Genomic DNA, 24,686 nt, shown 5'->3' with positions numbered 1-24,686 from the left:
ATCCGCGTGACCGAACGCTACGACGTGGTGGTGGTCGGCGGTGGCCACAACGGACTGGTCGCCGCCGCGTACCTGGCCCGTGCAGGCAAGTCCGTGCTCGTGCTCGAACGGCTCGGCCGCGTCGGTGGCGCGGCCATCAGCGCCACCCCGTTCCCCGGGGTCGGGGCGCGGCTGTCCCGGTACTCGTACCTGGTGAGCCTGCTGCCCAGCGCGATCGTCCGCGATCTGGGGCTGCGGATCGCGTTGCGCTCGCGTGCGGTGTCGTCCTACACGCCGGTCGAACGGGACGGTCGCCCGGCCGGACTGCTGGTCGAGCGCGACCCGGGTGCGGCGACCGCCGCCTCGTTCCGGGAACTCACCGGTTCGGACGACGAGTTCACCCGGTGGATGTCGTGGTACTCGTCGCTGTCCGCGATGGCCCAGGCGGTCGCGCCCACGATGCTCGAGCCGGTGCCCTCGCGTGCCGCGTTCCGGGCGCGTGTCACGGAGGCGGCCGGGGAACGCCTGTGGGAGCAGGTGTTCGAGCAACCGATCGGCACCGCCATCGAGGAGACGTTCGCCGACGACGTCGTCCGCGGCGTGGTGGCGACCGACGCCCTGATCGGCACGCACACGTCGCTGCGGTCGCCGTCACTGCTCGCCAACCGCTGCTTCCTGTATCACCTGATCGGTGACGGCACCGGGGAATGGCGGGTGCCCGTCGGTGGCATGGGAGCCGTGACCGGGGAACTCGCCAGGGTCGCCCAGGAGGCGGGCTCGGTGCTGCGGACGTCGGCCGAGGTGTCGCGCGTGGACGCCGACGGCGCCGTGGCCGAGGTGACCTACACGGCCGACGACGCCGAGCACACGGTGGCGGCGTCGTACGTCCTGTCCGGAGTGGCGCCCGCGGTGCTCGACCGCCTGCGCGGCCGCGCCGCCACCCCGCCCGCCGGCTCCCAGCTGAAGATCAACATGCTGCTGTCTCGGTTGCCGCGGTTGCGCAGTGGCGTCGATCCGCGGCAGGCGTTCGCGGGCACGCTGCACCTCGACGAGTCCTATGTGGAACTGGAAAACGCCTACGCGGCAAGCGCTTCCGGCGCGGTACCGGATCCACTGCCGGGCGAGATGTACTGCCACACGCTGACCGACGACTCCATTGTGGACGGTGAACTCCACACGCTGACCCTGTTCGGCCTGCACACGCCCGCGGACCTGTTCACGTCCGACAACACCGGCAGGCGAGCGGACCTGTGCGCGCGCTACCTGGCCGGCCTGAACCGCCACCTCGCCGAACCGATCGAGGACTGCCTCGCGACCGACGAGGACGGCAGGCCGTGTGTCGAGGCGCGGACCCCGCTCGACATCGAGGACGAGCTGGCCATGCCGGGCGGCCACATCTTCCACGGCGACCTGGCATGGCCGTTCAGCGACGACGGCGGTGGCTGGGGTGTCGAGACCGACGTCCCCAACCTCCTCCTGTGCGGCAGCGGCGCCCGCCGCGGCGGCGGGGTCAGCGGCATCGGCGGCCACAACGCCGCACAGGCGGTGCTCCGCGCTAGTTGAGCTCGGCCTTGACCTGGGCCAGGGTCGGGTTCGTCAGTGCCTTGCCGTTGGGGAAGTGGAGCGTCGGCACGGTCTGGTTGCCGCCGTTGACGCTCATCACGAACTCGGCCGCGCCCGGCGTGCGCTCGATGTCGACCTCGGTGTACTCGATGCCGTCGCGATCCATCTGCGACTTCAGGCGCCGGCAGTAGCCACACCAGGTGGTCGAGTACATCGTCAGCTTCGCGGGGGCCTCGGTCATCACCACTCCTGTCGGGAAGGAACCGTCTCGCCTACCTCAACGCGCGACGGCCCCGAAACATGCCCGGTTCAGGGGTGGCACCCGCCCGCCGCAGGCAGTGGTGCGGTCGGGTCGAAGAACGCGTCCGGGCGACCGTCCTCGGCCGGGGCGGTCACGGAGGGTTCCGCGGCGACCGGGGCGAGGAACCCCTTCCGGTAGGCATCGCACCCGATCGAGTAGCCGAAGCCGGACGCGTCGCCGAACCACAGGCCGCGGCTGCCCGGCGTCCACCGCTCGCCGCTGCGCAGCACGTAGTCCACGTCCGCCCGGACCACGACGATCACGTCCATCGCGTCGGCCGGCTTCGTCGGCCGGTCGGGCCGGAACGCGTACGCGAACACGTAGTTGGTGTGCACGACCAGCTCACCGGGCCCGCCCGCGCGCACCGACATCGAGCCGGACACCTTGGGGTCCACCGGCAGCAGCTCGGTCCCGGAGGCCACCATGCTGACGAGCGACTGGACCTCCGGCTCGTGCCCGTCCCCGAACAGCGGCTGGAGCTGTCGCCGCGCGTCCGGCGCCAGCAGGCCGAGGTAGCCCGCCGGGTCGTGCCCGACCACCAGCCGGTTGTCGATCCTGCTCGCGACCAGCGCCTCCCGCACCAGCCCGGTCGCCTCCGCGACCTGCGCGGCGCTGAACCCGCCCACCGCCTTCGGCGCGGGGGCCGTGATCCCGTCCGCCCCGTCGGCCCAGTCGGCGGCGGGGGTGGGCGCGAACGGCCGCGTCAGGTCGAGCTGGGCGGCCTGCCGCGACGGCGCGCCGCCCGGCACGGGGTCCCCGGGCACCGCCGTGAACAGGCTGCTCCTGACCAGCAGCGTCACCACCGCGGCGACCGCGAGCACGACGAGCGCGCCCGCGAGCCTGCGGCCGCGGCGGCGCCGTTGTTCGGCGCGCAGCAGTTCCCGCACGTCCTCGCTGGCCGCGCGTTCGAGGGTGTCCGCCCAGTCGGCCTCGGGGGCCGGCTGATCCTGGGCATGCTGCCGAGCCTTCACCTGCTCCCCTACCTTGCCCCGCAACCAGGCAAAACATGAACCTTCCGGTGCTCAGCTCATCGATCCGGCGGACCCGCGCGTTAACAACGTGTGGGCTGCGGAACTCGAATGCAGGCGTCCCGTCGCGGTTCGTAGACTTTTGGGCGTGACTGACACCGCATCGCAGCAGCCCACAGACCTCCCGCCGGCCTGGGAGCCGGCCACGGTAGAGGCGGAGCTGTACGAGCGGTGGGTAGCCGCGGGCTACTTCTCCCCGGACCCGGACGGCGACGCCCCGGCGTTCTGCATCGTCCTGCCGCCGCCGAACGTCACGGGCAGCCTGCACATGGGCCACGCGCTCGACCACACCCTGATGGACGCGCTGACCAGGCGCCGCCGCATGCAGGGGTACGCGACGCTGTGGCAGCCCGGCATGGACCACGCGGGCATCGCCACCCAGAACGTCGTCGAGCGCGAGCTGTCCCGGGAGGGCAAGACCCGGCACGACCTGGGCCGCGAGGCGTTCGTCGAGCGGGTCTGGGAGTGGAAGGCCGAGTACGGCGGCAAGATCCTCGGCCAGATGCGCCGCCTCGGCGACGGCGTCGACTGGAGCCGGGACCGGTTCACCATGGACGAGGGCCTGTCCAAGGCGGTCCAGACGATCTTCAAGCGGCTCTACGAGGACGGCCTGATCTACCGGGCCGAGCGGATCATCAACTGGTGCCCGCGCTGCCTCACCGCGCTGTCGGACATCGAGGTCGAATACTCCGACGATGAGGGCGAGCTGGTCTCCATCCGCTACGGCGAAGGGGACAACTCGATCGTCGTGGCCACCACGCGGGCCGAGACGATGCTGGGTGACACCGCGGTCGCCGTCCACCCGGACGACGAGCGGTACTCCCACCTGGTCGGCACCGAGGTGGAGCTGCCGCTCACCGGCCGGATGATCCCGATCGTCGCCGACGAGCACGTCGACCCCGAGTTCGGCACCGGCGCGGTCAAGGTCACCCCCGCGCACGACCCGAACGACTTCGAGATCGGCCGCCGCCACGACCTGCCCAACCTCACCATCATGGACGAGCGGGCGAACATCACCGCCCACGGCCCGTTCGAGGGGCTGGACCGGTTCGAGGCGCGGCCCGCGATCGTCGCCGCGCTGCGCGAGCAGGGCCGGATCGTCGCCGAGAAGCGGCCCTACGTCCACGCCGTCGGCCACTGCTCGCGCTGCGACACCGTGGTCGAGCCGCGGCTGTCGCTGCAGTGGTTCGTCAAGGTCGAGCCGCTGGCGCGGGAGGCGGGGGACGCGGTCCGCGACGGCCGCACCACCATCCACCCGGCCGAGCTGTCGAAGCGGTACTTCGACTGGGTCGACAACATGCACGACTGGTGCATCTCGCGCCAGCTGTGGTGGGGTCACCGGATCCCGGTCTGGTACGGGCCCAACGACAAGGTCGTCTGCGTCGGCCCGGACGAGGAGCCGCCGGCAGGCGACGAGTGGACGCAGGACCCGGACGTCCTCGACACGTGGTTCTCGTCCGCGCTGTGGCCGTTCTCCACGCTCGGCTGGCCGGAGAAGACCGCGCACCTGGACAAGTTCTACCCGAACAGCGTCCTCGTCACCGGCTACGACATCCTGTTCTTCTGGGTCGTCCGGATGATGATGTTCGGCCTGTACGCGATGGACGGCAAGCAGCCGTTCGACAACGTGTACCTGCACGGGCTCATCCGCGACGCGTCCGGCAAGAAGATGTCGAAGTCGCGCGGCAACGTCATCGACCCGCTCGACTGGCTCGACCGCTTCGGCGCCGACGCGGTCCGGTTCACCCTCGCGCGCGGCGCGAACCCGGGCAGCGACATGGCGCTCGCCGAGGAGTGGGCGGCAGGCTCGCGCAACTTCGGCAACAAGCTGTGGAACGCCACCCGGTTCGCGCTGATGAACGGCGCCACCGTGGCCAGCGAGGTGCCGCCGCGTGACCAGCTCACCGACGCGGACCGGTGGATCCTCGACCTCACCGACGCCGTCGTGTCCGAAGTGGACGGCCTGTTCGAGGACTACCAGTTCGCGAAGCTCTCCGACGCGCTGTACCACTTCACGTGGGACGAGCTGTGCGACTGGTACCTGGAGATCGCGAAGGTCCAGATCGGCGAGGGGGGCGCCCGCGCCGACGCGACGCGCGCGGTCCTCGGGCACGTCTTCGACACCGTGCTGCGGCTGCTGCACCCGCTGGTCCCGTTCGTCACCGAGCGGTTGTGGACCACGCTGACCGGCGAGGAGTCGCTGGTCGTCGCGGCGTGGCCGAAGCCGACCGGGGCGGCGGCCGACGCCGGCGCCGCCCGCCGGATCGGCGGTGTCCAGAAGCTCGTCACCGAGGTCCGGCGGTTCCGGTCCGACCAGGGCGTCAAGCCCGGCCAGCGGGTGAAGGCCCGGCTGGTCGGCGTCGAGGAGGCCGGGCTCGGGTCGCTCGCGACCGCGGTCTCGTCGCTGGCGCGGCTGGAGGCGCCGGGCGAGTCGTTCACGCCGAGCGCGTCGATCGAGGTGTCGCTGCCGGACGGCAACGTGCACGTCGAGCTGGACCTGTCCGGCACGGTCGACCTCGTGGCCGAGCGCAAGCGGCTCGAGAAGGACCTCGCCGTGGCGGAGAAGGAGCTCAAGGGCTGCGACGCGAAGCTGACCAACCCGAACTTCACCGACAAGGCGCCTGCCGACGTCGTCGCGAAGATCAAGAACCGTCGTGAGGTGGCCGTCGCCGACATCGCCAGGATCACGGCGCGGCTGGAGTCCTTCGGTGGCTGACGAGTCCGTCCTGGATGATCTCCGGCAGGTCGAGTCGGAGCTCAACACCCGTTGGCCCGAAACGAAGATCGAGCCGACGCTGGCGCGGATCCGGCTGCTCGTCGACCTGCTCGGCGACCCGCACAAGGCCTACCCGGTCCTGCACGTGGCGGGCACCAACGGGAAGAGCTCGGTCACCCGCATGATCGATGCGCTGCTCACGCGCATCGGTCTGCGGACCGGCCGCTACACCAGCCCGCACCTGCAGCTGGTCACCGAGCGGATCGCGGTCGACAACGCGCCGATCTCGCCGGAGCGGTACGTCGAGGTGTACCGCGACATCGAGCCGTACATCGCGATGATCGACCGCGGCTCCGACGTGCCGATGAGCAAGTTCGAGGTGCTCACCGGCATGGCGTTCGCCGCGTTCGCCGACGCCCCGGTCGACGCGGCGGTGGTGGAGGTCGGCCTCGGCGGCACCTGGGACGCCACCAACGTCGCCGACGGCAAGGTCGCGATCGTGACGCCCGTCAACATCGACCACGTCGAGTTCCTGGGCAGCGAGATCACCGGCATCGCCGCCGAGAAGGCGGGGATCATCAAGCAGGGGTCCATCGCCCTGATCGCCGAGCAGAAGCCCGAGGTGGCCGAGGTGCTGCTGCGCCGGGCCGTCGAGGTGGACGCGACGGTCGCCAGGGCGGGCCTGGAGTTCGGCGTGCTGCGCCGGGACGTGGCCGTCGGCGGGCAGATGCTGAAGCTGCAGGGCCTCGGCGGCGCGTACGACGAGATCTTCCTGCCGCTGCACGGTCCGCACCAGGCGAACAACGCGGCGCTCGCGCTCGCGGCGGTGGAGGCGTTCTTCGGCGCGGGCGCGCAGCGGATGCTCGACCCGGACGCGATCCGCGAGGGCTTCGCGTCGGTGACCGTGCCGGGCAGGCTGGAGCGGGTCCGTTCCGCGCCAACGGTTTTCGTCGACGCCGCGCACAACCCCCATGGCGCGCAAGCGCTTGCGGAGGCGCTGGACGCGGACTTCAGCTTCCGCAACCTCGTCGGCGTCGTCGGCGTGATGGCGGACAAGGACGTGAGCGGCATCCTGTCCGCGCTGGAGCCGGTGTTCCACGAGCTCGTCGTGACGACCAACTCGTCGGAGCGCGCCATGCCCGCCGAGGAGCTGGGTGAGCTGGCGACGGAGATCTTCGGCCCCGACCGCGTCGACGTCCGGCCCCGCCTCGACGACGCGATCGAGACGGCCATCGCCCTGGCGGAGGCCGACGCGGAGGAACCGCCGTCGGGGGTGGGGGTCGTCGTGACGGGCTCCGTGGTCACCGCGGGCGAGGCACGCGCGCTGCTCGGCAGGCCACCCGCATGAGCAAGCCGGTCGATCCCATGCGGTCGTTCGTCGGCGTGATGTCGGCGACGCTCGTCCTCGAGGTGATCGTGGTCCTGCTGGCGCTGCCGGTGGTCGCGAAGCTCGGCGAGGGCATCGGGACGTGGCAGGGCGTGCTGGTCGGCGCGCTGGCGCTGGCGTTGCTCGTGACCTGCGCGTTCCTGCGCAAGCCGTGGGGCAGGTGGGTGGCCGCGGGCCTGCAGGTGGTGATGGTCGCGTGCTGGTTCGCGGTCGTCGCACTCGGCGTGCTGGGCCTGGTGTTCGGCCTCGTGTGGGCGGTGCTGCTGTGGATGCGCCACGACGTCGCCAAACGCATGGCCGAGGGACGCCTGCCCAGCCAGCAGGCGACCCCGTCGGAGTAGCGAAAACTGCCAGCTACGCTTTTCGCGCAGTCAGTCCCCCGAAAAGGAGTACCCGTAGTCGTGAGCGAGCGCACCCTGGTCCTGGTCAAGCCGGACGGCGTCAGCCGTGGCCTGGTCGGTGAGGTCATCTCCCGCATCGAGCGCAAGGGCCTGAAGCTGGCCGCGCTGGAGCTGCGCAACGTCGAGCGGAGCGTCGCCGAGCAGCACTACGCCGAGCACGCCGAGAAGCCGTTCTTCGAGTCGCTGCTGGAGTTCATCACGTCCGGCCCGGTGGCGGCCATGGTCGTCGAGGGCGAGAACGCCATCGCCGCCTTCCGCCAGCTGGCGGGCGCCACCAACCCGGTGCAGGCCAACAACGGCAGCATCCGCGGCGACTTCGCCCTCGAGGTCCAGTACAACATCGTGCACGGCTCCGACTCCCCGGAGTCCGCGAAGCGCGAGATCGACCTCTGGTTCCCGGGCGTCTGAGCCAGCCGCGGGGCTCGGCCACGCCGAGCCCCGCGATTCGCCCCTGTCACCGCTGGTGGGAGCGCTATGGTGAGCTCGCCATCCGGAGTGGGGGAGTGACAGATGCCAGATATCGGCGGGTTCGGTCGTGGGCTGCTCAAGGGTGCCCTGTCGGCAACGGAGAAGGCGGCCGAGAAGGTCAAGGACGCGGCGGAAGCCGCCTCCCGCCGCATGACCACCGACGACGACCCGGACGCCACGCAGGTCGTCCCGACGGGTGACGCCGCACCGGCCGCCCCCGACACCGACGACCCGGAGATCACCCAGGTGATCCCAGGCTCGCCCCGCCCGGCGGCGCAGCACATGGCCGCGCCCGGTGGCCCCCGCCCCGGCCAGTCCCCGAGCGCCCCGCAGAACGGCGGCTCTCGCCCGGCCCCGCAGGGCGCTGGTCCTCGGCCGGGCATCGGTGGCCCGGCGGGTGCCCCGCCCGCCCAGTTCGGTGGCCCAGGTCCTCGGCCGCCGGCTCCTCCCGCCGCGCACCCCGGCGCTCCGGCCGCCGGGCTCGGTGCGCCGCCGGCGGGGGCCCGCCCAGGCATGCCGCCCGCGGGCCCTGCCTCCCCGAGCCACGGCCCTGGCGCGTTCGCCGGTGCCGGGCCGATGGGCCCTGGCCCGCAGGCCGCGCCCGTCGCCGACGTGGCACCCGATGGCGAGCCCAGCCTCGCCGACGAGCCCGAGGACCACGCCGACCAAGCCGACGTGCGGGAACTCGTCGAGATGTTCCAGAAGCTCCTCGCCAAGCGCAGGCCGCCCGCGGGCCCCATCCCCGGTGACTGGTCCATCGGCGTCGGTGACCTGCTCGCCGAGCACCCGAAGGTGCCCAAGCGCGTCCGCGGCCTCATCGTCAAGCTGAACCGCTTCGGGGGCGTCGCCTACTCGCCGCGGGAGGTGGCTTTCGACGGGGACGACGTCGAATGGGGGAAGGTCACCGAGGTGCGCACCCGCCACATCGTCGACTACCTCGTCGGTGACGCCGTCCAGCAGCAGGTCGAGAACCTCCCCGTGCCGTGGTTCCCCGGCCGCAAGCGCCTCCTCGACGCGCTCGGCCAGGCCCTGCTCACCATCACCATCGCCACCGCCAAGGACCAGCTCGAGAAGTTCGAGCTCGACCTTCGCATCCCCGCCGAGATCGCCTACAAGGCGTCCTTCGGGCGGACCAAGGAGCTCAGCGCGGGTGTCGTGTCCGCGCTGGTGCTCGCCGACCCGGCGGTCAACCGGTCGCTCGTCGCCACCGCGCAGGCCCGCGGCATCACCGTCACCGCGGGCGGCGACGAGCTGCTCGCGAACGCGGACGAGCGTGCCGAGAAGATCCGCGAGAAGGTGAAGGCGCTCGAGGCCGAGCTCGAGCGTTTCACGAAGAGGTTCGGCCGCTCGGGTTAAACGGGCAGGGCACGTCGAGCCCCGCGCCTTACGCTCCGAGCGTGGGAGACGCACTGGTCGTGGCGCGGGGGCTCGTCAAGCGGTTCGGCCGCCTGCCGGCCGTGGACGGCATCGACGTGGAGGTCCGGCAGGGGGAGGCGTTCGGCTTCCTCGGCCCGAACGGGGCAGGCAAGTCCTCCACCATGCGCATGATCGGGTGCGTGTCCCCGCGCACCGGCGGGGAGCTGCGGGTGCTCGGCATGGACCCCGACCACGACGGCCCCCGCGTCCGCGCGCGGCTCGGTGTCGTGCCCCAGCAGGACAACCTCGACACCGAGCTGACGGTCCGCCAGAACCTGCACGTCTACGGCCGCTACTTCGGCCTCTCGAAGGCCCACGTCCGCGCGAAGGCCACCGAGCTGCTCGCGTTCGCCCAGCTGACCGAACGCGCCGACGACGAGGTCGATGCGCTGTCCGGCGGCATGAAACGGCGGCTCACCATCGCCCGCTCGCTCATCAACGACCCCGAACTGCTCCTGCTCGACGAGCCGACCACCGGCCTCGACCCGCAGGCCCGACACCTGCTGTGGGACCGGCTGTTCCGGCTCAAGCAGAACGGCGTCACCCTCATCATCACCACCCACTACATGGACGAGGCCGAACAGCTCTGCGACCGGCTCGTGGTGATGGACCGCGGCCGCATCGCCGCCGAGGGCAGCCCGGCGGAGCTGATCGGCCGCTACTCCACGAAGGAGGTGGTGGAGCTGCGGTTTCCGCCCGGCCAGGACACCACGTCCGTGGAACACCGGCTGACCGGCCTCGCCGACCGCGTCGAGGTGCTGCCCGACCGCGTGCTGCTCTACGCCGCCGACGGCGAGGCGGTGCTCGGCGCGGTGCACCAGAACGGCGTGGACCCGGTCTCCAGCCTGGTGCGCCGCAGCACCCTCGAGGACGTGTTCCTGCGCCTCACCGGCCGCACGCTCGTCGACTGAGCCGGAACTCCGGATGTCGGGCCACAGTGGACGCTGGACTCAGAAAGGACGCGCGGGCTGCGGTGTGGCGAACCGGTCGAGCGCCGCCCGGCCCGACAACCCGGTGAGGTCCCAGTCGACCGCGCCGAGCAGCAACGCGATCACCGCGTCCGCGAGCATGTTCGCGTCCTGCCAGCCCTGGCGCTGGTGTCGTTGCGGCTGCACCCGGTGCCGGAGCACGAAACCGTCCAACATGGCCTGCAGCACCGACGACAGGCGCTTGAACGTCCACTCAGGACGCAGCACGAGGTCGAGGCCGTCCGCGAGCCTGCGGTAGATGTCGGCCCATGCGCGGGTCGCCGCCCGTGAACCCGGTGTGAACGCGGCCGCCAGGTGGGGGTGGCGGGGCAGCAACGGGGCGAGGTGCAGCACGAGGTAACTCTTCGGGTGCCGCACGAGGTTCGCCAGCAGGTCGTCGGTGACGTCGGCGATGTACCGCGACACCGGCACGTCCGGGTTGTGCCGCTGCGCCGGGATCACCGGTTGTTCCCGCAGCAGCGCGTAGACCACGGCGTCCGCGAGGAAGTCCCCGCGCGTGGCCCACCGGCTGAAGAACGCGCGCCGCCGCGCCGCCTCCCCGGACCACGACGGTGCCAGCCGGATCACGTCGTCGGTGCGCAGCCAGTCCAGTGCCGTGGGAAAGCTGATGTGACCGAGGCGCTGGGACTGCGCGTCGTCGACGGGTTCCGCCTGCAGGAAGGCGTCCAGCAGATCCGCTGCCACGGAAAGGAACTGGATCGCCGTCGTGTCGTGACGTGAGGGACGTGCGCGCAGGGCCACCGGCGGTTTTCCTCCAAGGCAAATGAAACCACCAGAAAGTGTGGCCTGTGCGCCCGACCGAGAGCAGCCCGCGAAAGGGTGAAGCTTCAAGCACGGAATGTGGTTCGTCATCCGGATGGTCCTTCCGCCATCCCCCGATCGGCGGTGATGATGGGTCGAGGAGGACCAGCATGGCGGGAGCACGTGGCCGGGTCGTCAACCCGGTGCACGCGGCGTACATCGTCGTCGAGGGGATGTGGACCTGGTACCGGCGCAACTGGCGGGCGACCGTGGTCTCCAGCGTCGGCCAGCCCGTGCTGTTCCTGCTCGCGCTCGGGTTCGGCCTCGGCTCGCAGGTCCGGCCGAGCGCCGCCATCGGCGGCCTCGAGTACGTGGTGTACCTGGCGCCCGCGCTGCTCGCGGCCGGCTCGGTGCAGATCGCCGCGTTCGAGTCGACCTACCCGATCCTGTCCGCGTTCAAGTGGCAGCAGACCTACCTCGGCATCGCCGCCTCACCCATCACCCCGGGGCAGATCTTCGCCGGGCACCTGGCGTGGGTGGGGCTGCGGCTGGCCGCGTCGGGCGCCGCCTACCTGGTGGTGGCCGCCGTGCTGGGCGCGGTCACCGGGTTCGGCGTGCTCGGGTCGCTGGCGGCGGCGGTCCTCGCGGGCCTGTCGTTCGCCGCCCCGGTCGCGGCGTACTCGGCGACGTTGCAGACCGAGGGGCAGCAGTTCACCGCCCTGTTCCGGTTCGTCGTCATGCCGATGACCCTGTTCGCGGGCACGTTCTTCCCGGTCGAACAGCTGCCCGGCTGGATGCGGCCGCTCGCGTGGGTCACGCCGCTGTGGCACGGCACCGAACTGAGCCGGGGCGCCGCGTTCGGTGACCTCCCGCTCATGGCCGCCGCAGGCCACCTCGCCTACCTGCTGGTGCTGCTGGCGGCCGGCTGCTGGTGCGGGGTCCGCACCTTCACCGGAAGGCTGGCCGCGTGATGGCGGCCGGGGGCGGGTTGCTGCTGCGGGTGCTGCCGACGGGCATGTACGCGGGCCGCGCACGCGCGCTCGTCGAGCGGTCGCTGCTGGTGAACCGCCGCGCCTGGCTCGCGGTCGTGTCCGGGTTCTGCGAGCCGCTCTTCTACCTGTTCGCCATGAGCGTCGGGCTCGGGGCGCTCGTCGGCGACGTGGCCGGGCCGGGCGGCGAGCCCGTCAGCTACGTCGCGTACGTCGCGCCCGCGCTGCTGGCCGCGTCCGCGATGAACGGCGCCGTGTACGACGCGACGTTCAACGTCTTCTTCAAGTTCAAGTACGCCAAGCTGTACGACGCGATGCTGGCGACGCCGCTGGGCCCGGTCGACGTCGCCATCGGTGAGATCGCGTGGGCGCTGGTGCGTGGCGGGCTGTACGCGGGCGGGTTCCTGACCGTGATGCTGGCGATGGGACTGCTCGCCTCACCATGGGCGCTGCTCGCGCTGCCCGCCGCGCTGCTGGTGGCGTTCTCGTTCGCCGCCGTGGGGATGGCCTGCACGACGTTCATGCGCTCCTGGCAGGACTTCGACCTCATCCAGCTCGCCCTGCTGCCGATGTTCCTGTTCTCCACCACGTTCTTCCCGCTGGACGTCTACCCCGGCGTCGTCCAGGCGGTGGTGCGGTGCCTGCCGCTGTACCACGCGATCGAGCTGATGCGCGGACTGTGCGGCGGTGTGGTGGAGGTCGGCATGCTCTGGCACGTCCTGTACTTCGCGGTGATGGTCGCGGTGGGGGTCGTGGTGTCCGCCCGCAGGCTGGGCGTCCTGCTGCTGCGCTGACCGCGGCAGCAGGACGCCGTGCGCGTCAGAACAGGGGACCGGTGATCGTGATCCCGAGCTCGGAGCCGTAACCCGCGTACAGCGCGAGGATCAGCAGGGCGGCGCCGGCGAGCGCGATGTCCTTCTGGAACGAGATCATCTCGGTCTGCTTGGTCATCGCGTCGGTCTCCTTCCAGAACGGGTGCATCAGGACCGCCGTCGGGACCAGGAAGATCACGAGCAGGAGTGCGCCGAGGTCGAGCCAGATCCCGAGCAGCACCATCAGCGCTCCGACGAGCATCAGCACGCCGCTGCCGAGCACGGCGAGCTTGGCGGCGGGCACCCCGCGGGAGGACGCGTACCCGGCCATGGCGTCGGCCTGGGTGAGGTGGCCGAAGGCCGACCCGAGGAACAGGAGCACGAACAGGATCCGACCGATGAGTGCGACGACGTCCATACCGAACCTCCGTCGAAGGGGATTGTTCAGGGCTCAACTATCCGCTTGTGAGATCACGTTGGCAACACGAGCGGGCACGTCCCGTCGCCTGCCCTGACCACGGCTCTGCCGGGCCCCGAGGAGAGCCGCCGCCCCGCGTCCCGGCCTGCGGGGGTTACGCTGGGGCCACTATGAGCGTCGAGTCCCTCTTTCCTCGTCTGGAGCCGTTGCTGCCGAGGGTGTCCAAGCCCGTCCAGTACGTCGGTGGGGAGCTGAACTCCACCGTCAAGGACTGGGACGCCACTACGGTCCGGTGGGCGTTGATGTACCCGGACGCGTACGAGGTGGGCCTGCCCAACCAGGGCGTCATGATCCTCTACGAGGTGCTCAACGAACTCGAGGACGTCCTCGCCGAGCGCACCTACGCCGTGTGGCCCGACCTCGAGGCGCTCATGCGCGAGCACGGCGTGCCGCAGTTCACCGTGGACGCGCACCGCCCGCTCGGCGCCTTCGACCTGGTCGGCGTCAGCTTCGCGACCGAGCTCGGGTACACCAACCTGCTGACCGCGCTCGACCTGGCCGGCATCCCGCTGCACGCCGAGGACCGCACCGACGAGCACCCGCTCGTCATCGCGGGCGGCCACGCCGCGTTCAACCCGGAGCCGATCGCCGACTTCCTCGACGCCGCCGTGCTCGGTGACGGCGAGGAGGCGGTCCTCGAGATCACCGCCATCGTCCGCGCCTGGAAGCAGGAGGGCTGCCCCGGCGGCCGCGACGAGGTGCTGACCCGGCTCGCCGAGACCGGCGGCGTGTACGTGCCGCGGTTCTACGACGTCACGTTCGACGAGACGGGCGCGCTCGACCCGATCGTCCCGAACCGCGACCGCGTGCCCGCGACGGTGGCCAAGCGGACCACCATGGACCTCGACGCGTGGCCGTACCCGAAGCAGCCGCTGGTCCCGCTCGCCGAGAGCGTGCACGAGCGGATGAGCGTCGAGATCTTCCGCGGGTGCACCCGCGGCTGCCGGTTCTGCCAGGCGGGCATGATCACCCGTCCGGTGCGCGAGCGGTCCATCCAGGGCATCGGCGAGATGGTCCACAAGGGCCTGGAAGCGAGCGGGTTCGAGGAGGTCGGCCTCCTCTCGCTGTCCAGTGCGGACCACTCGGAGATCGCCGAGATCACCAAGGGCCTCGCCGACCGGTACGAGGGCACCAACACCGGCCTCTCGCTGCCCTCCACCCGCGTCGACGCGTTCAACATCGACCTCGCGAACGAGCTGTCCCGCAACGGCCGTCGCTCCGGTCTGACGTTCGCGCCGGAGGGTGGCAGCGAGCGGATCCGCCGCGTCATCAACAAGACCGTGTCCGAGGCGGACCTCATCCGCACGGTCAGCGCCGCGTACGCCAACGGCTGGCGGCAGGTGAAGCTGTACTTCATGTGCGGCCTGCCGACCGAGACCGACGACGACGTGCTGCAGATCGCCGCGATGGCCCAGGAGGTCATCCGCGCAGGCCGGAAGGCCAGTGGCCGCAAGGACATCCGCTGCACCATCTCCATCGGCGGGTTCGTCCCCAAGCCGCACACGCCGTTCCAGTGGGCCGCCCAGTGCGACCCGGACACGGTGGACGCCCGCCTGCGGAAGCTGCGCGACGCCGTGAACTCCGACCGCAGCCTCGGCCGCAACATCGGCATGCGCTACCACGACGGCAAACCGAGCCTCATCGAAGGACTGCTGTCCCGCGGTGACCGCCGCGTCGGCCGCGTCATCGAGCGCGTGTGGCGCGAGGGCGGCCGGTTCGACGGCTGGAGCGAGCACTTCTCCTACGAGCGCTGGACCGCTGCCGCCGAGGCGGAGCTGACGCCGCTCGGCGTGAGCCTCGAGTGGTTCACCACGCGTGAGCGCACGGAGGACGAGGTCCTGCCGTGGGACCACCTCGACTCCGGCCTCGACAAGGGCTGGCTGTGGGACGACTGGCAGGACGCGCTGTCCGAACAGGAGCTCGACGACTGCCGCTGGACCCCGTGCTTCGACTGCGGTGTCTGCCCGGCGATGGGCACCGACATCGAGATCGGCCCCACCGGCAGGAAGCTGCTGCCGCTGACGCCGGTGTAGTCACTCCCCGGAGGTCGCCGCCTGGCCGGTGCCGGTGTCGCCGGTCACGGCGGCCAGCGCGTCGACCAGGCCGTGGCCGTAGAAACCGTTGTACGGCTTGTAACCCGTGCAGTAGGCGTCCTGGGCCCCGGTGTCGTCGAGGTCGTAGTCGGCCGGGCACGGCAGCGGCTCGGCCTCCTCCGTCAGCATCTTCGTGATGGTCTGCGGCGTCGCCTCCGGGTGCTCGGAGGCGATGAGGGCGGCCACCCCGGCGACGTGCGGCGTGGCCATCGACGTGCCGCAGAACCGGTCGTAGCCGTCCGGCACCGTGGACAGCACGCAGGAGTCGTCCTCCTGCTTGGCGCCGGTCGGGTCGTACGCCTTCGGTTTCGTCTCGCCGCCGGGCGCGGTCACGTCGATCACGCCGAGCCCGTAGGAGCTGTAGCTGGCCTTCAGCTCGTTGCTGCCCACCGCGGACACGGCCACCACGCCGCGCAGCCCGGCGGGCAGCACCTTGCAGCTGCCGTCCAGCGTGCGGCGTTCCGCCTGTCCCTCCGCCGCCACCGGGTTCTCCGCGGTCCGTCCACTCGGGTCGGCCAGGTCGGCGGCCTCGTTCGTGGCCGCCGCGACCGTCAGCACCCCGTTGCGCGTCGCGTAGTCCACGGCGCGCCGGACCGCCTCGTAGACGACGTGCTCGCTGTCCCGGTCGCACGTCATCAGCCACGGGTCGACGAAGTAGCTGTTGTTGGTCACCTTCATCTTGTTGGCGGTGGCCCACATCAGCCCGCACACGGCGTACTCCGGGAGGATGTAGCCCTGGTCGTCGACCACCTTCACCGACGCGATCCGCACCCCGGGCGCCACCCCGGCGGTGCCGTGCCCGTCGTCGGCCGCCGCGATCGTGCCCGCCACGTGCGTCCCGTGCGGCGAGGTCGTCGGTTCCCAGGCGGCCGGGGTGTTGTCGGGCTTGCCGGACAGGCAGCCCGCCGACGCTGTCTTGTCCAGCGCGGCGGAGAGGTCGGGGTGGTTCGGGTCGATGCCGGAGTCGAGAACGCCGACCACGACGTCCTTGCTGCCCGGGTTGATCCGCCGTGCCCGGTCCGCCCCGATCATGGCCATGTCCCACTGATCGCCGGTTCGGTCCGTTTGGTCCACTTCGGCCGGATTGGTCGTGACCGTCTGGACGGCCGCGACCGTCTCGTCCTTGCGGGGCCCCTGCTTGGCCGCCAGGGCGCCCTCCGCGCTGAACGCCCTGCCGGTGCCCATCCGCTCGGTGAACCCGTCGTCGGCCGAGCTGGCCACCGCGACGGCGATCTGCGGGTAGTAGGCGGTGAGCGCGCCGCACGCCGCCGCGATCTCGGCCGCCGCGTCCGGCTGGGTGGTGCCGGGGTCGAGCACGACCAGGTACCGAAGTTCGGTGCTGCCACTCGAGCACGCGTCGGGCGGTGGGTCCGCGACCTGGGCGCTCGCGGTCATACCGGTCGTCACCAGGGATGTCGCGAGCACCGCGGCGCTGACCGCTGCCGCCGGTAGACGGCGCAGCAGAGGCACGGGTGACCTCCATCTGTTGGGGCGGCCGGTTCGGGGGCGCCGGCACTCCAATGACCGGACGGTAGCCAGCCTGCCGCTCCACAGACAAGCTCGCCGACCGAATTGGACCTGGGGGTACGGTGCCAGCATCCGCAAGTGAACACCACCGGACCAGCCCGATACCACCAGAAGGAGTAACGCTGACCCGCGACGACCGCCCGAACCCCTCCGCCGCTGCGGTGCAGAAGCTGCGGCTTCGGTACGCGAAGCGCGGCCCGTTGAGGTTCACCTCACACCGGGACGTGGCCCGCGCGTTCGAGCGCGCCCTGCGCCGGGCACGGGTGCCGATGGCGTATTCCCAGGGCTTCAACCCCCACCCGAAGATCTCGTGGATCGGCGCGTCGCCGACGGGGGTCGCGAGCGAGGCGGAGTACGTCGAGATACAGCTGGTCGAGGCGCTCGAACCGGACGAGCTGGTCCGCGTGCTGGATGCGGCCATGCCGCCGGGGCTCGACCTGCTGGAGGCGGTCGGCGTGCCGGTGGGCGCGGGAGGGGACGCGCTGGCGGACCGGATGGAGGCGAGCCGGTGGCGGATCGAACTTCCCGGCGTGGCGTCGGACACGCTGAAAGCCGCCTGGGAACGCTTGGTCGCCGAGGAGGTCGTCGAGGTCGAGCGCCTGACCAAGCACGGAATGCGCACCATCGACGCACGCTCCGCGATCGTCACCGGATGGGTCGAAGATGACCCGGTCGTGTCTCCTTCAACCACTCCGCCCGTGCCATGTGGGATACTCGTCGTGGTTGTCCGGCAGCTGACACCTGCCGTTCGACCGGACGACGTGCTGAGCGCGCTCCGCGTCGTCGCCGCCCTGGAACCGCCGGTGCCCGCGAAGGCGACCCGGATGGCCCAGGGGCGGCTAGACGACAGCGGAGGTCTGTCCGACCCGTTGGCCCCGGACCGGGCCGCACGGGCTTCGGCATCCGGGTGACGCCCGGCGCGACGTTGTGACTGACCTGCCGTGGTCGCCGGGCTGGCCCGGTACACACGGCGAGAGGCGAGGATTCCCGCCGCCCAGCGGCGGAACGACAACACGCGTCACCGTAGGAGCACGGTGAGGCGAGGACAACGAGGCCCCTGTGTGGCCGCGTCCGAGAGTGCTGGTGCACAGCGCCGGCGCTGATGGACGCGCCCGGGGGTGAAGGAGCTACATGTCGGATATGTCGACGCCTGCCGGAAACACCGGCGGGGACACCACCACACCCATCGCCGCCGCACTCGCGGACCTGCCCGCCAGGATCCGCGTGCACGCGCTTGCCAAGCTGCTGGGCCGCAGCAGCCGTGAGGTGCTCGCGGCCGTCACCGAACTCGGTGTCGACGGCCGCAGCGTGCAGTCCAGCATCGACCGTGAGCTGGCGCTGCGCGTGGCCGAAGCGCTGGGCGTCCTCACGGCCGACCCGGCCGTCGCGGAGGAGGCCGCCGCGGTGGCGACCGCGCCGGACCCGGCGGCCGCCGGTGAGCAGGCCCCTGCCGAGCAGGCCGAGTCGCAGGCCCCCGCCGCCCAGCCGAGCACGCCCCGGGTCGCGGGCACGCCGGGCTTCAGCGAGCCGGCCGCCGCACGTACCCAGACCCCCGAGCAGTCCCAGTCCGCCCGGGTCACGCCGCCCACCCCGGTGTTCGCCTCGGCGTCGCCGCTGTTCCTCCCGCCGGAGCCCACCGCGGCGCCGTCCCGCCCCGCCGCCCGGCCCAAGGACGAGCCGGAGCTGGTCGAGGACGAGACGGACGAGACCGACGAGACGATCGGCGAGGACTCCGAGGAAGGCAGGCCCCGCCGCCGTCGCGGCCGCCGTGGCCGTGGCCGTGGCAAGGGCGGCCAGGACGACGGCGCTGCCGACGAGCTGGTCGAGGACGAGCAGAAACCGGCCGCCAAGCAGGACAAGGCCGACAAGACGGACAAGCCCGCCAAACGGAAGGCCAAGGAGGAGTCCGAGGCCGAGGACACCGACGAGCAGGAGCAGGCCGACGGCGAGGACGGCGCCACCCGCAGGCGCCGGCGCAGGCGCAGGCGCCGCGGCGGTGCCGACGACGAGAACGGCGCCCCGACCGACGACGACCCGCCGAACACCGTCGTCCACGTGCGCGAGGCCCGCGAGGACAAGGAGAAGCCGGAGTCGGACGGCCGCGACGAGGTGCGCAGCGTCCGCGGCTCCACCCGCCTGGAGGCCAAGCGTCAGCGCCGCCGCGACGGTCGTGAGGCAGGCCGCCGCCGCGCCCCGATCCTGTCCGAGGCTGAGTTCCTCGCCCGCCGCGAAGCCGTCGACCGCGCCATGGTCGTGCGCGAGCGCGGCGACCGGGTCCAGATCGGCGTGCTCGAGGACGGCGTGCTCGTCGAGCACTTCGTCACCTCGTCGGGCTCCGGCTCCCTCGTCGGCAACGTGTACCTCGGCCGCGTCCAGAACGTGCTGCCGTCGATGGAGGCCGCGTTTGTCGACATCGGCCGCGGCCGCAACGCCGTGCTCTACGCGGGCGAGGTCGACTGGGACGCCGCCGGCCTCGAGGGCAAGGCCCGCAAGATCGAGCAGGCCCTGTCGACGGGTGACAGCGTGCTCGTCCAGGTCACCAAGGACCCGGTCGGCCACAAGGGCGCCCGCCTGACCACCCAGATCAGCCTCCCCGGCCGCTTCCTCGTGTACGTGCCGGGTGGTGGCGCCACCGGCATCTCCCGCAAGCTGCCGGAGAACGAGCGCCGCCGCCTCAAGGACGTGCTCAAGCGGGTCGTCCCCGAGGACGCCGGTGTGATCATCCGCACGGCCTCCGAGGGCATCAGCGAGGAGGAGCTGGCGCGCGACGTCCGCCGCCTCCAGGCCCAGTGGCAGGTCATCAAGGACAAGACCGAGGGCACCAACGGTGTCCGCAAGGTCGGCGCGCCGTCCCTCGTCTACGAGGAGCCCGACCTGCTGGTGAAGGTCGTGCGCGACCTGTTCACCGAGGACTTCTCCGCGCTGGTCGTCCAGGGCGACACCGCGTGGGAGACCGTCGACGCGTACGTCAGCCACGTCGCGCCCGAGCTCGCCGACCGCCTCCGCAAGCACGTCGGCAACACTGACGTCTTCGCCGAGTACCGCATCGAGGAGCAGCTGCTCAAGGCGCTGGACCGCAAGGTCTGGCTGCCCTCCGGCGGCTACCTGGTCATCGACCGCACCGAGGCGATGACCGTCATCGACGTCAACACCGGCAAGTTCACCGGCTCCGGCGGCAACCTCGAGGAGACGGTGACCAGGAACAACCTGGAGTCGGCCGAGGAGATCGTCCGCCAGCTCCGGCTGCGCGACATCGGCGGCATCATCGTCATCGACTTCATCGACATGGTGCTGGAGTCCAACCGCGACCTGGTCCTCCGCAGGCTGACGGAGTGCCTCGGCCGCGACCGCACCCGCCACCAGGTCGCCGAGGTCACCTCCCTCGGCCTGGTGCAGATGACCCGCAAGCGGGTCGGCACCGGTCTCCTCGAGGCGTTCGGCACCACCTGCGAGCACTGCAAGGGCCGCGGCGTCCTCGTCTCCACCGAGCCGGTCAGCAAGCCCGGCAACGGCAACGGCCACACCCACGCCGAGCCGTCCCGTGGCGGCACCCGCCGCTCCCGCGGCCGGGGTGACGAGGGCAAGGACAAGGCCGCGAGCAAGGACCAGGCCAAGGAAGCCGCTGCCCTGGCCGCGAAGGAGGCCGTCCGCGACATCGCCAAGGCCACCAAGGTCACGCCCGCCGAGCAGTCGGAGTCCGAGACCGCCGAGCCGGACACCCAGCAGGCCGTTCAGCAGGACGCCCAGAAGGATGCCCAGCCGGAGGTCCGCGCCGAGGAGCCTGCGCGCGACCGCAGCCGCCACCGCACCCGCAACCGGGCCGAGGCCCGCGCCGCCGGCCACGCCACCAGCACCGAGGCCGCCGCGAGCCGAGCGGAGACCAACGGCGTCCACACCGGCCCGGCCCCCTCGGCCGAGCCGGCCACGCAGCAGCCCGCGGAGCCGGTCCCGGCCGACGACGCGGCGGCCACGACCGGCGCCCCCGAGGTCACCGAGCCCGCGACTGCCGCGTCAGCGGCCGACGCACCCGGAGCCGGCGAGCCCGCCTCCGCCGAGACGGACGCCGATTCCGTCACCAGCGGCTCCCCGGCCGCCGGTGCGCCTGCCGACGACGCCGAAGATCGTGCCGAGCCGGTCGCTGACGGCCTCGACGCCGGTCAGCCGTCCTCGGAGCCGTCGGAGTCCGGCGAGCGCCCGGAGGAGCGGACCAACGGCACGGTCGACCAGTCCGAGGCCACGACCGCCCCGTCGGTGCCCGCGCCCGCGACGCCGCCACGCAGGCAGCCGCGCCGCGCGGCCTCGCGTCCGGCCGGGCCTCCGGTCAGCGTCCGGCACGATGGCTGAGCCCGGGTTGGCTGACCCCGGTTTGATCCCCGTTCCGGCAGACACGTATCCTGGGGGTCGGCCCGCCGCTTTGGTGGGCCGACTCGTGCGCGAGCCCGGTGTCATCTCGCCCGGTCGCCGCGTAGCCCCAAGGTTTTCCGAAGCAGTCGAGTAGCAGGAGAGTTGCGTCCGATGTACGCGATCGTCAAGACCGGCGGCAAGCAGTACAAGGTCGCCGTTGGCGACATCGTCGAGGTCGAGAAGCTCGACGGTGAGCCGGGCGCCGAGCTCACGTTCCCCGCACTGCTCGTCGTCGACGGGGACCAGGTCACAACGGACGCCGACGCCCTGGCGAAGGTGTCCGTGAACGGTGTCATCAAGGCCCAGACCAAGGGCCCGAAGATCCGCATCCACAAGTTCAAGAACAAGACCGGCTACCACAAGCGGCAGGGTCACCGGCAGAAGCTGACCCGCGTCGAGGTCACCGGCATCAAGACCAAGTAGGAGCTGAACAGCCATGGCACACAAGAAGGGTGCGTCCAGCTCCCGCAACGGACGCGACTCCAACGCCCAGCGCCTCGGCGTGAAGCGCTTCGGCGGCCAGCAGGTCAACGCCGGTGAGATCCTGGTCCGCCAGCGCGGCACCAAGTTCCACCCGGGCGTCAACGTCGGCCGCGGCGGTGACGACACTCTGTTCGCCCTGGCCGCGGGTGCGGTCCAGTTCGGCGAGAAGCGCGGTCGCAAGACCGTGAACATCGTCCCGGTCGAGGGCTGAAGCCCGCGACCGAAGCAAGACCCCACGAGGGGCGGGCCGACGAGTTAGCGGCCCGTCCCTCTTTTGCGTTCCAGGAAGGTTTTCGCAGTGTCCCGATTCGTTGATCGTGTGGTCATCCACGCGGCCGCCGGCAACGGTGGCAACGGCTGCGCCTCGGTGCACCGCGAAAAGTTCAAGCCGCTCGGTGGCCCGGACGGCGGCAACGGTGGCAACGGTGGCGACATCGTGCTCGTCGTCGACTCCGGGGTGCACACGCTCCTCGACTTCCACTTCCGCCCCCACGCCCGTGCCTCGAACGGCAAGCAGGGGCAGGGCAGCAACCGCGACGGCGCGGCCGGCGAGTCGCTCGAACTCAAGGTGCCCGACGGCACGGTCGTGCTCACCGAGGACGGCGAGGTGCTCGCCGACCTCATCGGCAACGGCACCCGCTTCGTCGCCGCCAGGGGTGGCCGGGGCGGTCTCGGCAACGCGGCCCTCGCGTCCAAGGCCCGCAAGGCCCCCGGCTTCGCCCTCCTCGGCGAGCCCGGCGAGATCGCGGACCTCGTGCTGGAGTTGCGCTCCGTCGCCGACGTCGGCCTCGTCGGCTTCCCGTCGGCGGGCAAGTCGTCCCTGATCTCGGTGCTGTCCTCGGCCCGCCCGAAGATCGCCGAGTACCCGTTCACCACGCTCGTGCCCAACCTCGGCGTCGTCACCGCGGGCGAGTCCACCTTCACCGTCGCCGACGTGCCGGGCCTCATCCCGGGTGCCAGCCAGGGCAAAGGCCTCGGCCTCGACTTCCTCCGGCACATCGAACGGTGCTCCGTGCTCGTCCACGTCGTCGACTGCGCGACCTACGAGTCCGGCCGCGACCCGGTCTCGGACGTCGACGCCCTCGAGGAGGAACTGGCCCGCTACACGCCCGGCCTCGGCGGCAGCCTCGCCGAACGCCCGCGCGTCGTGGTGCTCAACAAGATCGACGTGCCGGACGCCCGGGAGCTCGCGGACATGGTCCGTCCCGACCTGGAGGCACGCGGCCTCCCCGTCTTCGCTGTGTCCACCGCCAGCCACGAAGGTCTCCGCGAGCTGTCCTACGCGCTCGCGAAGATCGTCGAGGAGGACCGCGCCTCCCGCCCGTCGCTCGAGGCGAGCCGCATCGTCCTCCGCCCGCCCGCGGTCGACGACGCGGGCTTCACGGTGGTCGAGGACCCCGAGCAGGAGGGCGGGTTCATCGTCCGCGGCGAACGCCCCGAGCGCTGGGTCCGCCAGACCGCCTTCGACAACGACGAGGCCGTCGGTTACCTCGCCGACCGCCTGAACCGGCTCGGTGTCGAGCAGGAGCTGGCGGAGCGCGGCGCCAAGCCCGGTTGTCCGGTCACCATCGGCGGCGTGACCTTCGACTGGGAGCCCTCGACCCCGGCCGGCATCGACGTGGTCATGCACAACCGCGGCAGTGACCCCCGGCTCGAGCGCAACACCCGTGTCGGCGCGGCCGAGCGCAAGGCGGCCAAGATCGCCCGCCGCACGCCGTCGAGCCAGGAGCCGGCCGACCAGGACACCGACGAGCAGGAAGACGACGAGTTGTCGTGACCGGAGTGCTGTCCGCGACCAGGTCGCAGGTGGCGGCCGCCCGACGGATCGTGGTGAAGGTCGGCTCGTCCTCCCTCACCACGGCGGAGGGCGGCCTGGACCCGGCCCGCCTCGACGCCCTCGTCGACGCGCTGGCCACCCGCCGCACCGCGGGCAGCCAGGTGGTGCTGGTGTCCTCCGGCGCCATCGCCTCCGGTCTCGCACCGCTCGGCATCAGCCGCCGCCCCCGCGACCTGGCCACCCAGCAGGCCTCCGCCAGCGTCGGCCAGCTGGTGCTCGGCCACGCCTACGTGTCGTCGTTCGCCCGCTACGGTCTCCGCGTCGGCCAGGTCCTGCTCACGTCGGACGACGTCGTCCGACGCTCCCACTACCGCAACGCCCAGCGCACCCTGTCCCGCCTGCTGGCGCTGGGCGTGGTCCCGGTCGTCAACGAGAACGACACGGTGGCGACCGAGGAGATCCGCTTCGGCGACAACGACCGCCTCGCCGCGCTCGTCGCCTACCTCGTCGGCGCCGACGCCCTGGTCCTCCTCTCCGACGTCGACGCCCTGTACGACGGCAACCCCCGCCGGACGGACGCGAAGCGCATCGCCGAGGTGCACGACCACGCCGACCTGGCCCAGGTGGACGCCGACGACGTCGGGTCGGACGTCGGCACCGGCGGCATGGCGACCAAGCTCGCCTCCGCCCGGCTGGCGTCGGCGTCCGGTGTCCCCGTGCTGCTCGCCGCCGCCTCCGACGCCGCCAGGGCCCTCGGCCCCGCCGACGTCGGCACCGCCTTCGCGGCGGTGGGCCGCCGACTGACCCCACGCCGCTTCTGGCTGGCCTACGCCGCCGATCCCCGAGGGAAGCTGCAGCTCGACGACGGTGCCGTCAAGGCGGTCGTGGACCGTCGCCGTTCCCTGCTGGCCGCGGGCATCACCTCGGTCACCGGCGAGTTCGAGGCAGGCGACGTCGTCGAGCTGACCAACCCGCACGGCAACGTCGTGGCCCGGGGAGTCGTGGCCTTCGACGCCTCCGAGCTGCCCATGCTGATCGGTCACTCGAGCGAGGAACTGGCCCCGGAACACCGGCGAGAGGTCGTCCACGCCGACGACCTGGTTCCCCTCCGCCACTGAGCAGGCCCTTCCTCTG

The 24,686-nt window shown here is 71.7% G+C and carries 21 protein-coding genes; 16 read left to right on the top strand and 5 right to left on the bottom strand.

Features of this window, described 5'->3' with window-relative positions; all coding sequences use genetic code 11:
- Nucleotides 1-6: 6 nt before the first annotated feature.
- Complete coding sequence (locus ACYQ77_RS28630) at nucleotides 7-1,542, top strand: phytoene desaturase family protein (RefSeq protein WP_459716629.1); 1,536 nt, start codon at nucleotides 7-9, stop codon at nucleotides 1,540-1,542.
- On the opposite strand, the gene ACYQ77_RS28625 is transcribed toward ACYQ77_RS28630, so the two are convergent.
- Both ACYQ77_RS28625 and ACYQ77_RS28620 read right to left on the bottom strand, forming a co-directional pair.
- A complete protein-coding gene (locus ACYQ77_RS28625; RefSeq protein WP_459716627.1) occupies nucleotides 1,535-1,783 on the bottom strand; it encodes a mycoredoxin in 249 nt (82 codons plus the stop codon). The two genes, ACYQ77_RS28630 and ACYQ77_RS28625, sit on opposite strands and share 8 nt — an antisense overlap.
- 68 nt (nucleotides 1,784-1,851) lie before the next feature.
- On the bottom strand, nucleotides 1,852-2,814 hold the full coding sequence (locus ACYQ77_RS28620; RefSeq protein WP_459716626.1) for a hypothetical protein: 963 nt from the start codon (nucleotides 2,812-2,814) through the stop codon (nucleotides 1,852-1,854).
- Nucleotides 2,815-2,959: 145 nt separating this feature from the next.
- On the opposite strand from ACYQ77_RS28620, the gene ACYQ77_RS28615 reads away from it, so the two are divergent.
- The 6 genes from ACYQ77_RS28615 to ACYQ77_RS28590 all read left to right on the top strand — a co-directional run bounded on the left by ACYQ77_RS28615 (nucleotide 2,960) and on the right by ACYQ77_RS28590 (nucleotide 10,170).
- Entirely contained in the window at nucleotides 2,960-5,587 is a 2,628-nt protein-coding gene (locus ACYQ77_RS28615) for a valine--tRNA ligase (protein ID WP_459716624.1), read from the top strand.
- On the top strand, nucleotides 5,580-6,935 hold the full coding sequence (gene folC, locus ACYQ77_RS28610; protein WP_459716622.1) for a bifunctional tetrahydrofolate synthase/dihydrofolate synthase: 1,356 nt from the start codon (nucleotides 5,580-5,582) through the stop codon (nucleotides 6,933-6,935). Before ACYQ77_RS28615 ends, folC begins: the two co-directional genes overlap by 8 nt.
- Nucleotides 6,932-7,315 carry a DUF4233 domain-containing protein gene (locus tag ACYQ77_RS28605; protein WP_459716620.1) on the top strand — a complete coding sequence of 128 codons (384 nt, stop codon included), beginning with the start codon at nucleotides 6,932-6,934 and terminating at the stop codon, nucleotides 7,313-7,315. The genes folC and ACYQ77_RS28605 overlap by 4 nt, the downstream gene beginning before the upstream one ends.
- A 60-nt stretch (nucleotides 7,316-7,375) precedes the next feature.
- Nucleotides 7,376-7,783: a nucleoside-diphosphate kinase gene (ndk, locus tag ACYQ77_RS28600; protein ID WP_396105903.1), complete on the top strand. Its 408-nt coding sequence runs from the start codon at nucleotides 7,376-7,378 to the stop codon at nucleotides 7,781-7,783.
- A 102-nt stretch (nucleotides 7,784-7,885) separates the two neighbouring features.
- On the top strand, nucleotides 7,886-9,199 hold the full coding sequence (locus ACYQ77_RS28595; protein WP_459716618.1) for a hypothetical protein: 1,314 nt from the start codon (nucleotides 7,886-7,888) through the stop codon (nucleotides 9,197-9,199).
- A 41-nt stretch (nucleotides 9,200-9,240) separates the two neighbouring features.
- Entirely contained in the window at nucleotides 9,241-10,170 is a 930-nt protein-coding gene (locus ACYQ77_RS28590) for an ABC transporter ATP-binding protein (RefSeq protein WP_459716616.1), read from the top strand.
- Between the two features lie 39 nt (nucleotides 10,171-10,209).
- Here the strand turns inward: ACYQ77_RS28590 and ACYQ77_RS28585 are convergent, their stop codons facing one another.
- Nucleotides 10,210-10,932 carry a hypothetical protein gene (locus tag ACYQ77_RS28585; protein ID WP_459716615.1) on the bottom strand — a complete coding sequence of 241 codons (723 nt, stop codon included), beginning with the start codon at nucleotides 10,930-10,932 and terminating at the stop codon, nucleotides 10,210-10,212.
- A 227-nt stretch (nucleotides 10,933-11,159) separates the two neighbouring features.
- Here ACYQ77_RS28585 and ACYQ77_RS28580 point away from each other — a divergent pair, with 227 nt between their 5' ends.
- The gene (locus tag ACYQ77_RS28580) at nucleotides 11,160-11,960 is read left to right on the top strand and encodes an ABC transporter permease (protein ID WP_459716613.1); all 801 of its coding nucleotides are present in this window, start codon (nucleotides 11,160-11,162) and stop codon (nucleotides 11,958-11,960) included.
- Complete coding sequence (locus tag ACYQ77_RS28575; RefSeq protein ID WP_459717031.1) at nucleotides 11,960-12,772, top strand: ABC transporter permease; 813 nt, start codon at nucleotides 11,960-11,962, stop codon at nucleotides 12,770-12,772. Before ACYQ77_RS28580 ends, ACYQ77_RS28575 begins: the two co-directional genes overlap by 1 nt.
- A gap of 25 nt (nucleotides 12,773-12,797) precedes the next feature.
- Here the strand turns inward: ACYQ77_RS28575 and ACYQ77_RS28570 are convergent, their stop codons facing one another.
- Nucleotides 12,798-13,208, bottom strand: a complete 411-nt coding sequence (locus ACYQ77_RS28570) for a DoxX family protein (protein WP_459716612.1) — start codon at nucleotides 13,206-13,208, stop codon at nucleotides 12,798-12,800.
- Between the two features lie 170 nt (nucleotides 13,209-13,378).
- On the opposite strand from ACYQ77_RS28570, the gene ACYQ77_RS28565 reads away from it, so the two are divergent.
- The gene (locus tag ACYQ77_RS28565) at nucleotides 13,379-15,301 is read left to right on the top strand and encodes a TIGR03960 family B12-binding radical SAM protein (protein ID WP_459716610.1); all 1,923 of its coding nucleotides are present in this window, start codon (nucleotides 13,379-13,381) and stop codon (nucleotides 15,299-15,301) included.
- On the opposite strand, the gene ACYQ77_RS28560 is transcribed toward ACYQ77_RS28565, so the two are convergent.
- The gene (locus ACYQ77_RS28560; RefSeq protein ID WP_459716609.1) at nucleotides 15,302-16,831 is read right to left on the bottom strand and encodes a S8 family peptidase; all 1,530 of its coding nucleotides are present in this window, start codon (nucleotides 16,829-16,831) and stop codon (nucleotides 15,302-15,304) included.
- Between the two features lie 218 nt (nucleotides 16,832-17,049).
- Between ACYQ77_RS28560 and ACYQ77_RS28555 the strand changes: the two genes are divergently transcribed.
- The 6 genes from ACYQ77_RS28555 (at nucleotide 17,050) to proB (ending at nucleotide 24,670) form a co-directional block, all read left to right on the top strand.
- Nucleotides 17,050-17,799 (top strand): TIGR03936 family radical SAM-associated protein, encoded by a 750-nt coding sequence (locus tag ACYQ77_RS28555; RefSeq protein ID WP_459716607.1) that lies wholly within the window; start codon nucleotides 17,050-17,052, stop codon nucleotides 17,797-17,799.
- A gap of 220 nt (nucleotides 17,800-18,019) precedes the next feature.
- Nucleotides 18,020-21,232 (top strand): translation initiation factor IF-2 N-terminal domain-containing protein, encoded by a 3,213-nt coding sequence (locus ACYQ77_RS28550; RefSeq protein WP_459716606.1) that lies wholly within the window; start codon nucleotides 18,020-18,022, stop codon nucleotides 21,230-21,232.
- Between the two features lie 171 nt (nucleotides 21,233-21,403).
- Nucleotides 21,404-21,715, top strand: coding sequence for a 50S ribosomal protein L21 (rplU, locus tag ACYQ77_RS28545; RefSeq protein ID WP_396105913.1), 312 nt, complete (start codon nucleotides 21,404-21,406; stop codon nucleotides 21,713-21,715).
- 13 nt (nucleotides 21,716-21,728) lie between these two features.
- Nucleotides 21,729-21,986 (top strand): 50S ribosomal protein L27, encoded by a 258-nt coding sequence (gene rpmA / locus ACYQ77_RS28540; protein ID WP_396105914.1) that lies wholly within the window; start codon nucleotides 21,729-21,731, stop codon nucleotides 21,984-21,986.
- An 87-nt stretch (nucleotides 21,987-22,073) separates the two neighbouring features.
- Nucleotides 22,074-23,552, top strand: coding sequence for a GTPase ObgE (obgE, locus tag ACYQ77_RS28535; protein ID WP_459716604.1), 1,479 nt, complete (start codon nucleotides 22,074-22,076; stop codon nucleotides 23,550-23,552).
- A gap of 8 nt (nucleotides 23,553-23,560) precedes the next feature.
- Nucleotides 23,561-24,670, top strand: a complete 1,110-nt coding sequence (proB, locus tag ACYQ77_RS28530) for a glutamate 5-kinase (RefSeq protein ID WP_459717030.1) — start codon at nucleotides 23,561-23,563, stop codon at nucleotides 24,668-24,670.
- Nucleotides 24,671-24,686: the final 16 nt, after the last annotated feature.

It is taken from the genome of Actinophytocola sp. KF-1, assembly GCF_054661535.1.
Note: the sequence above shows the minus strand (reverse complement) of the source record. Positions and strands in the feature narration are given on the sequence as shown.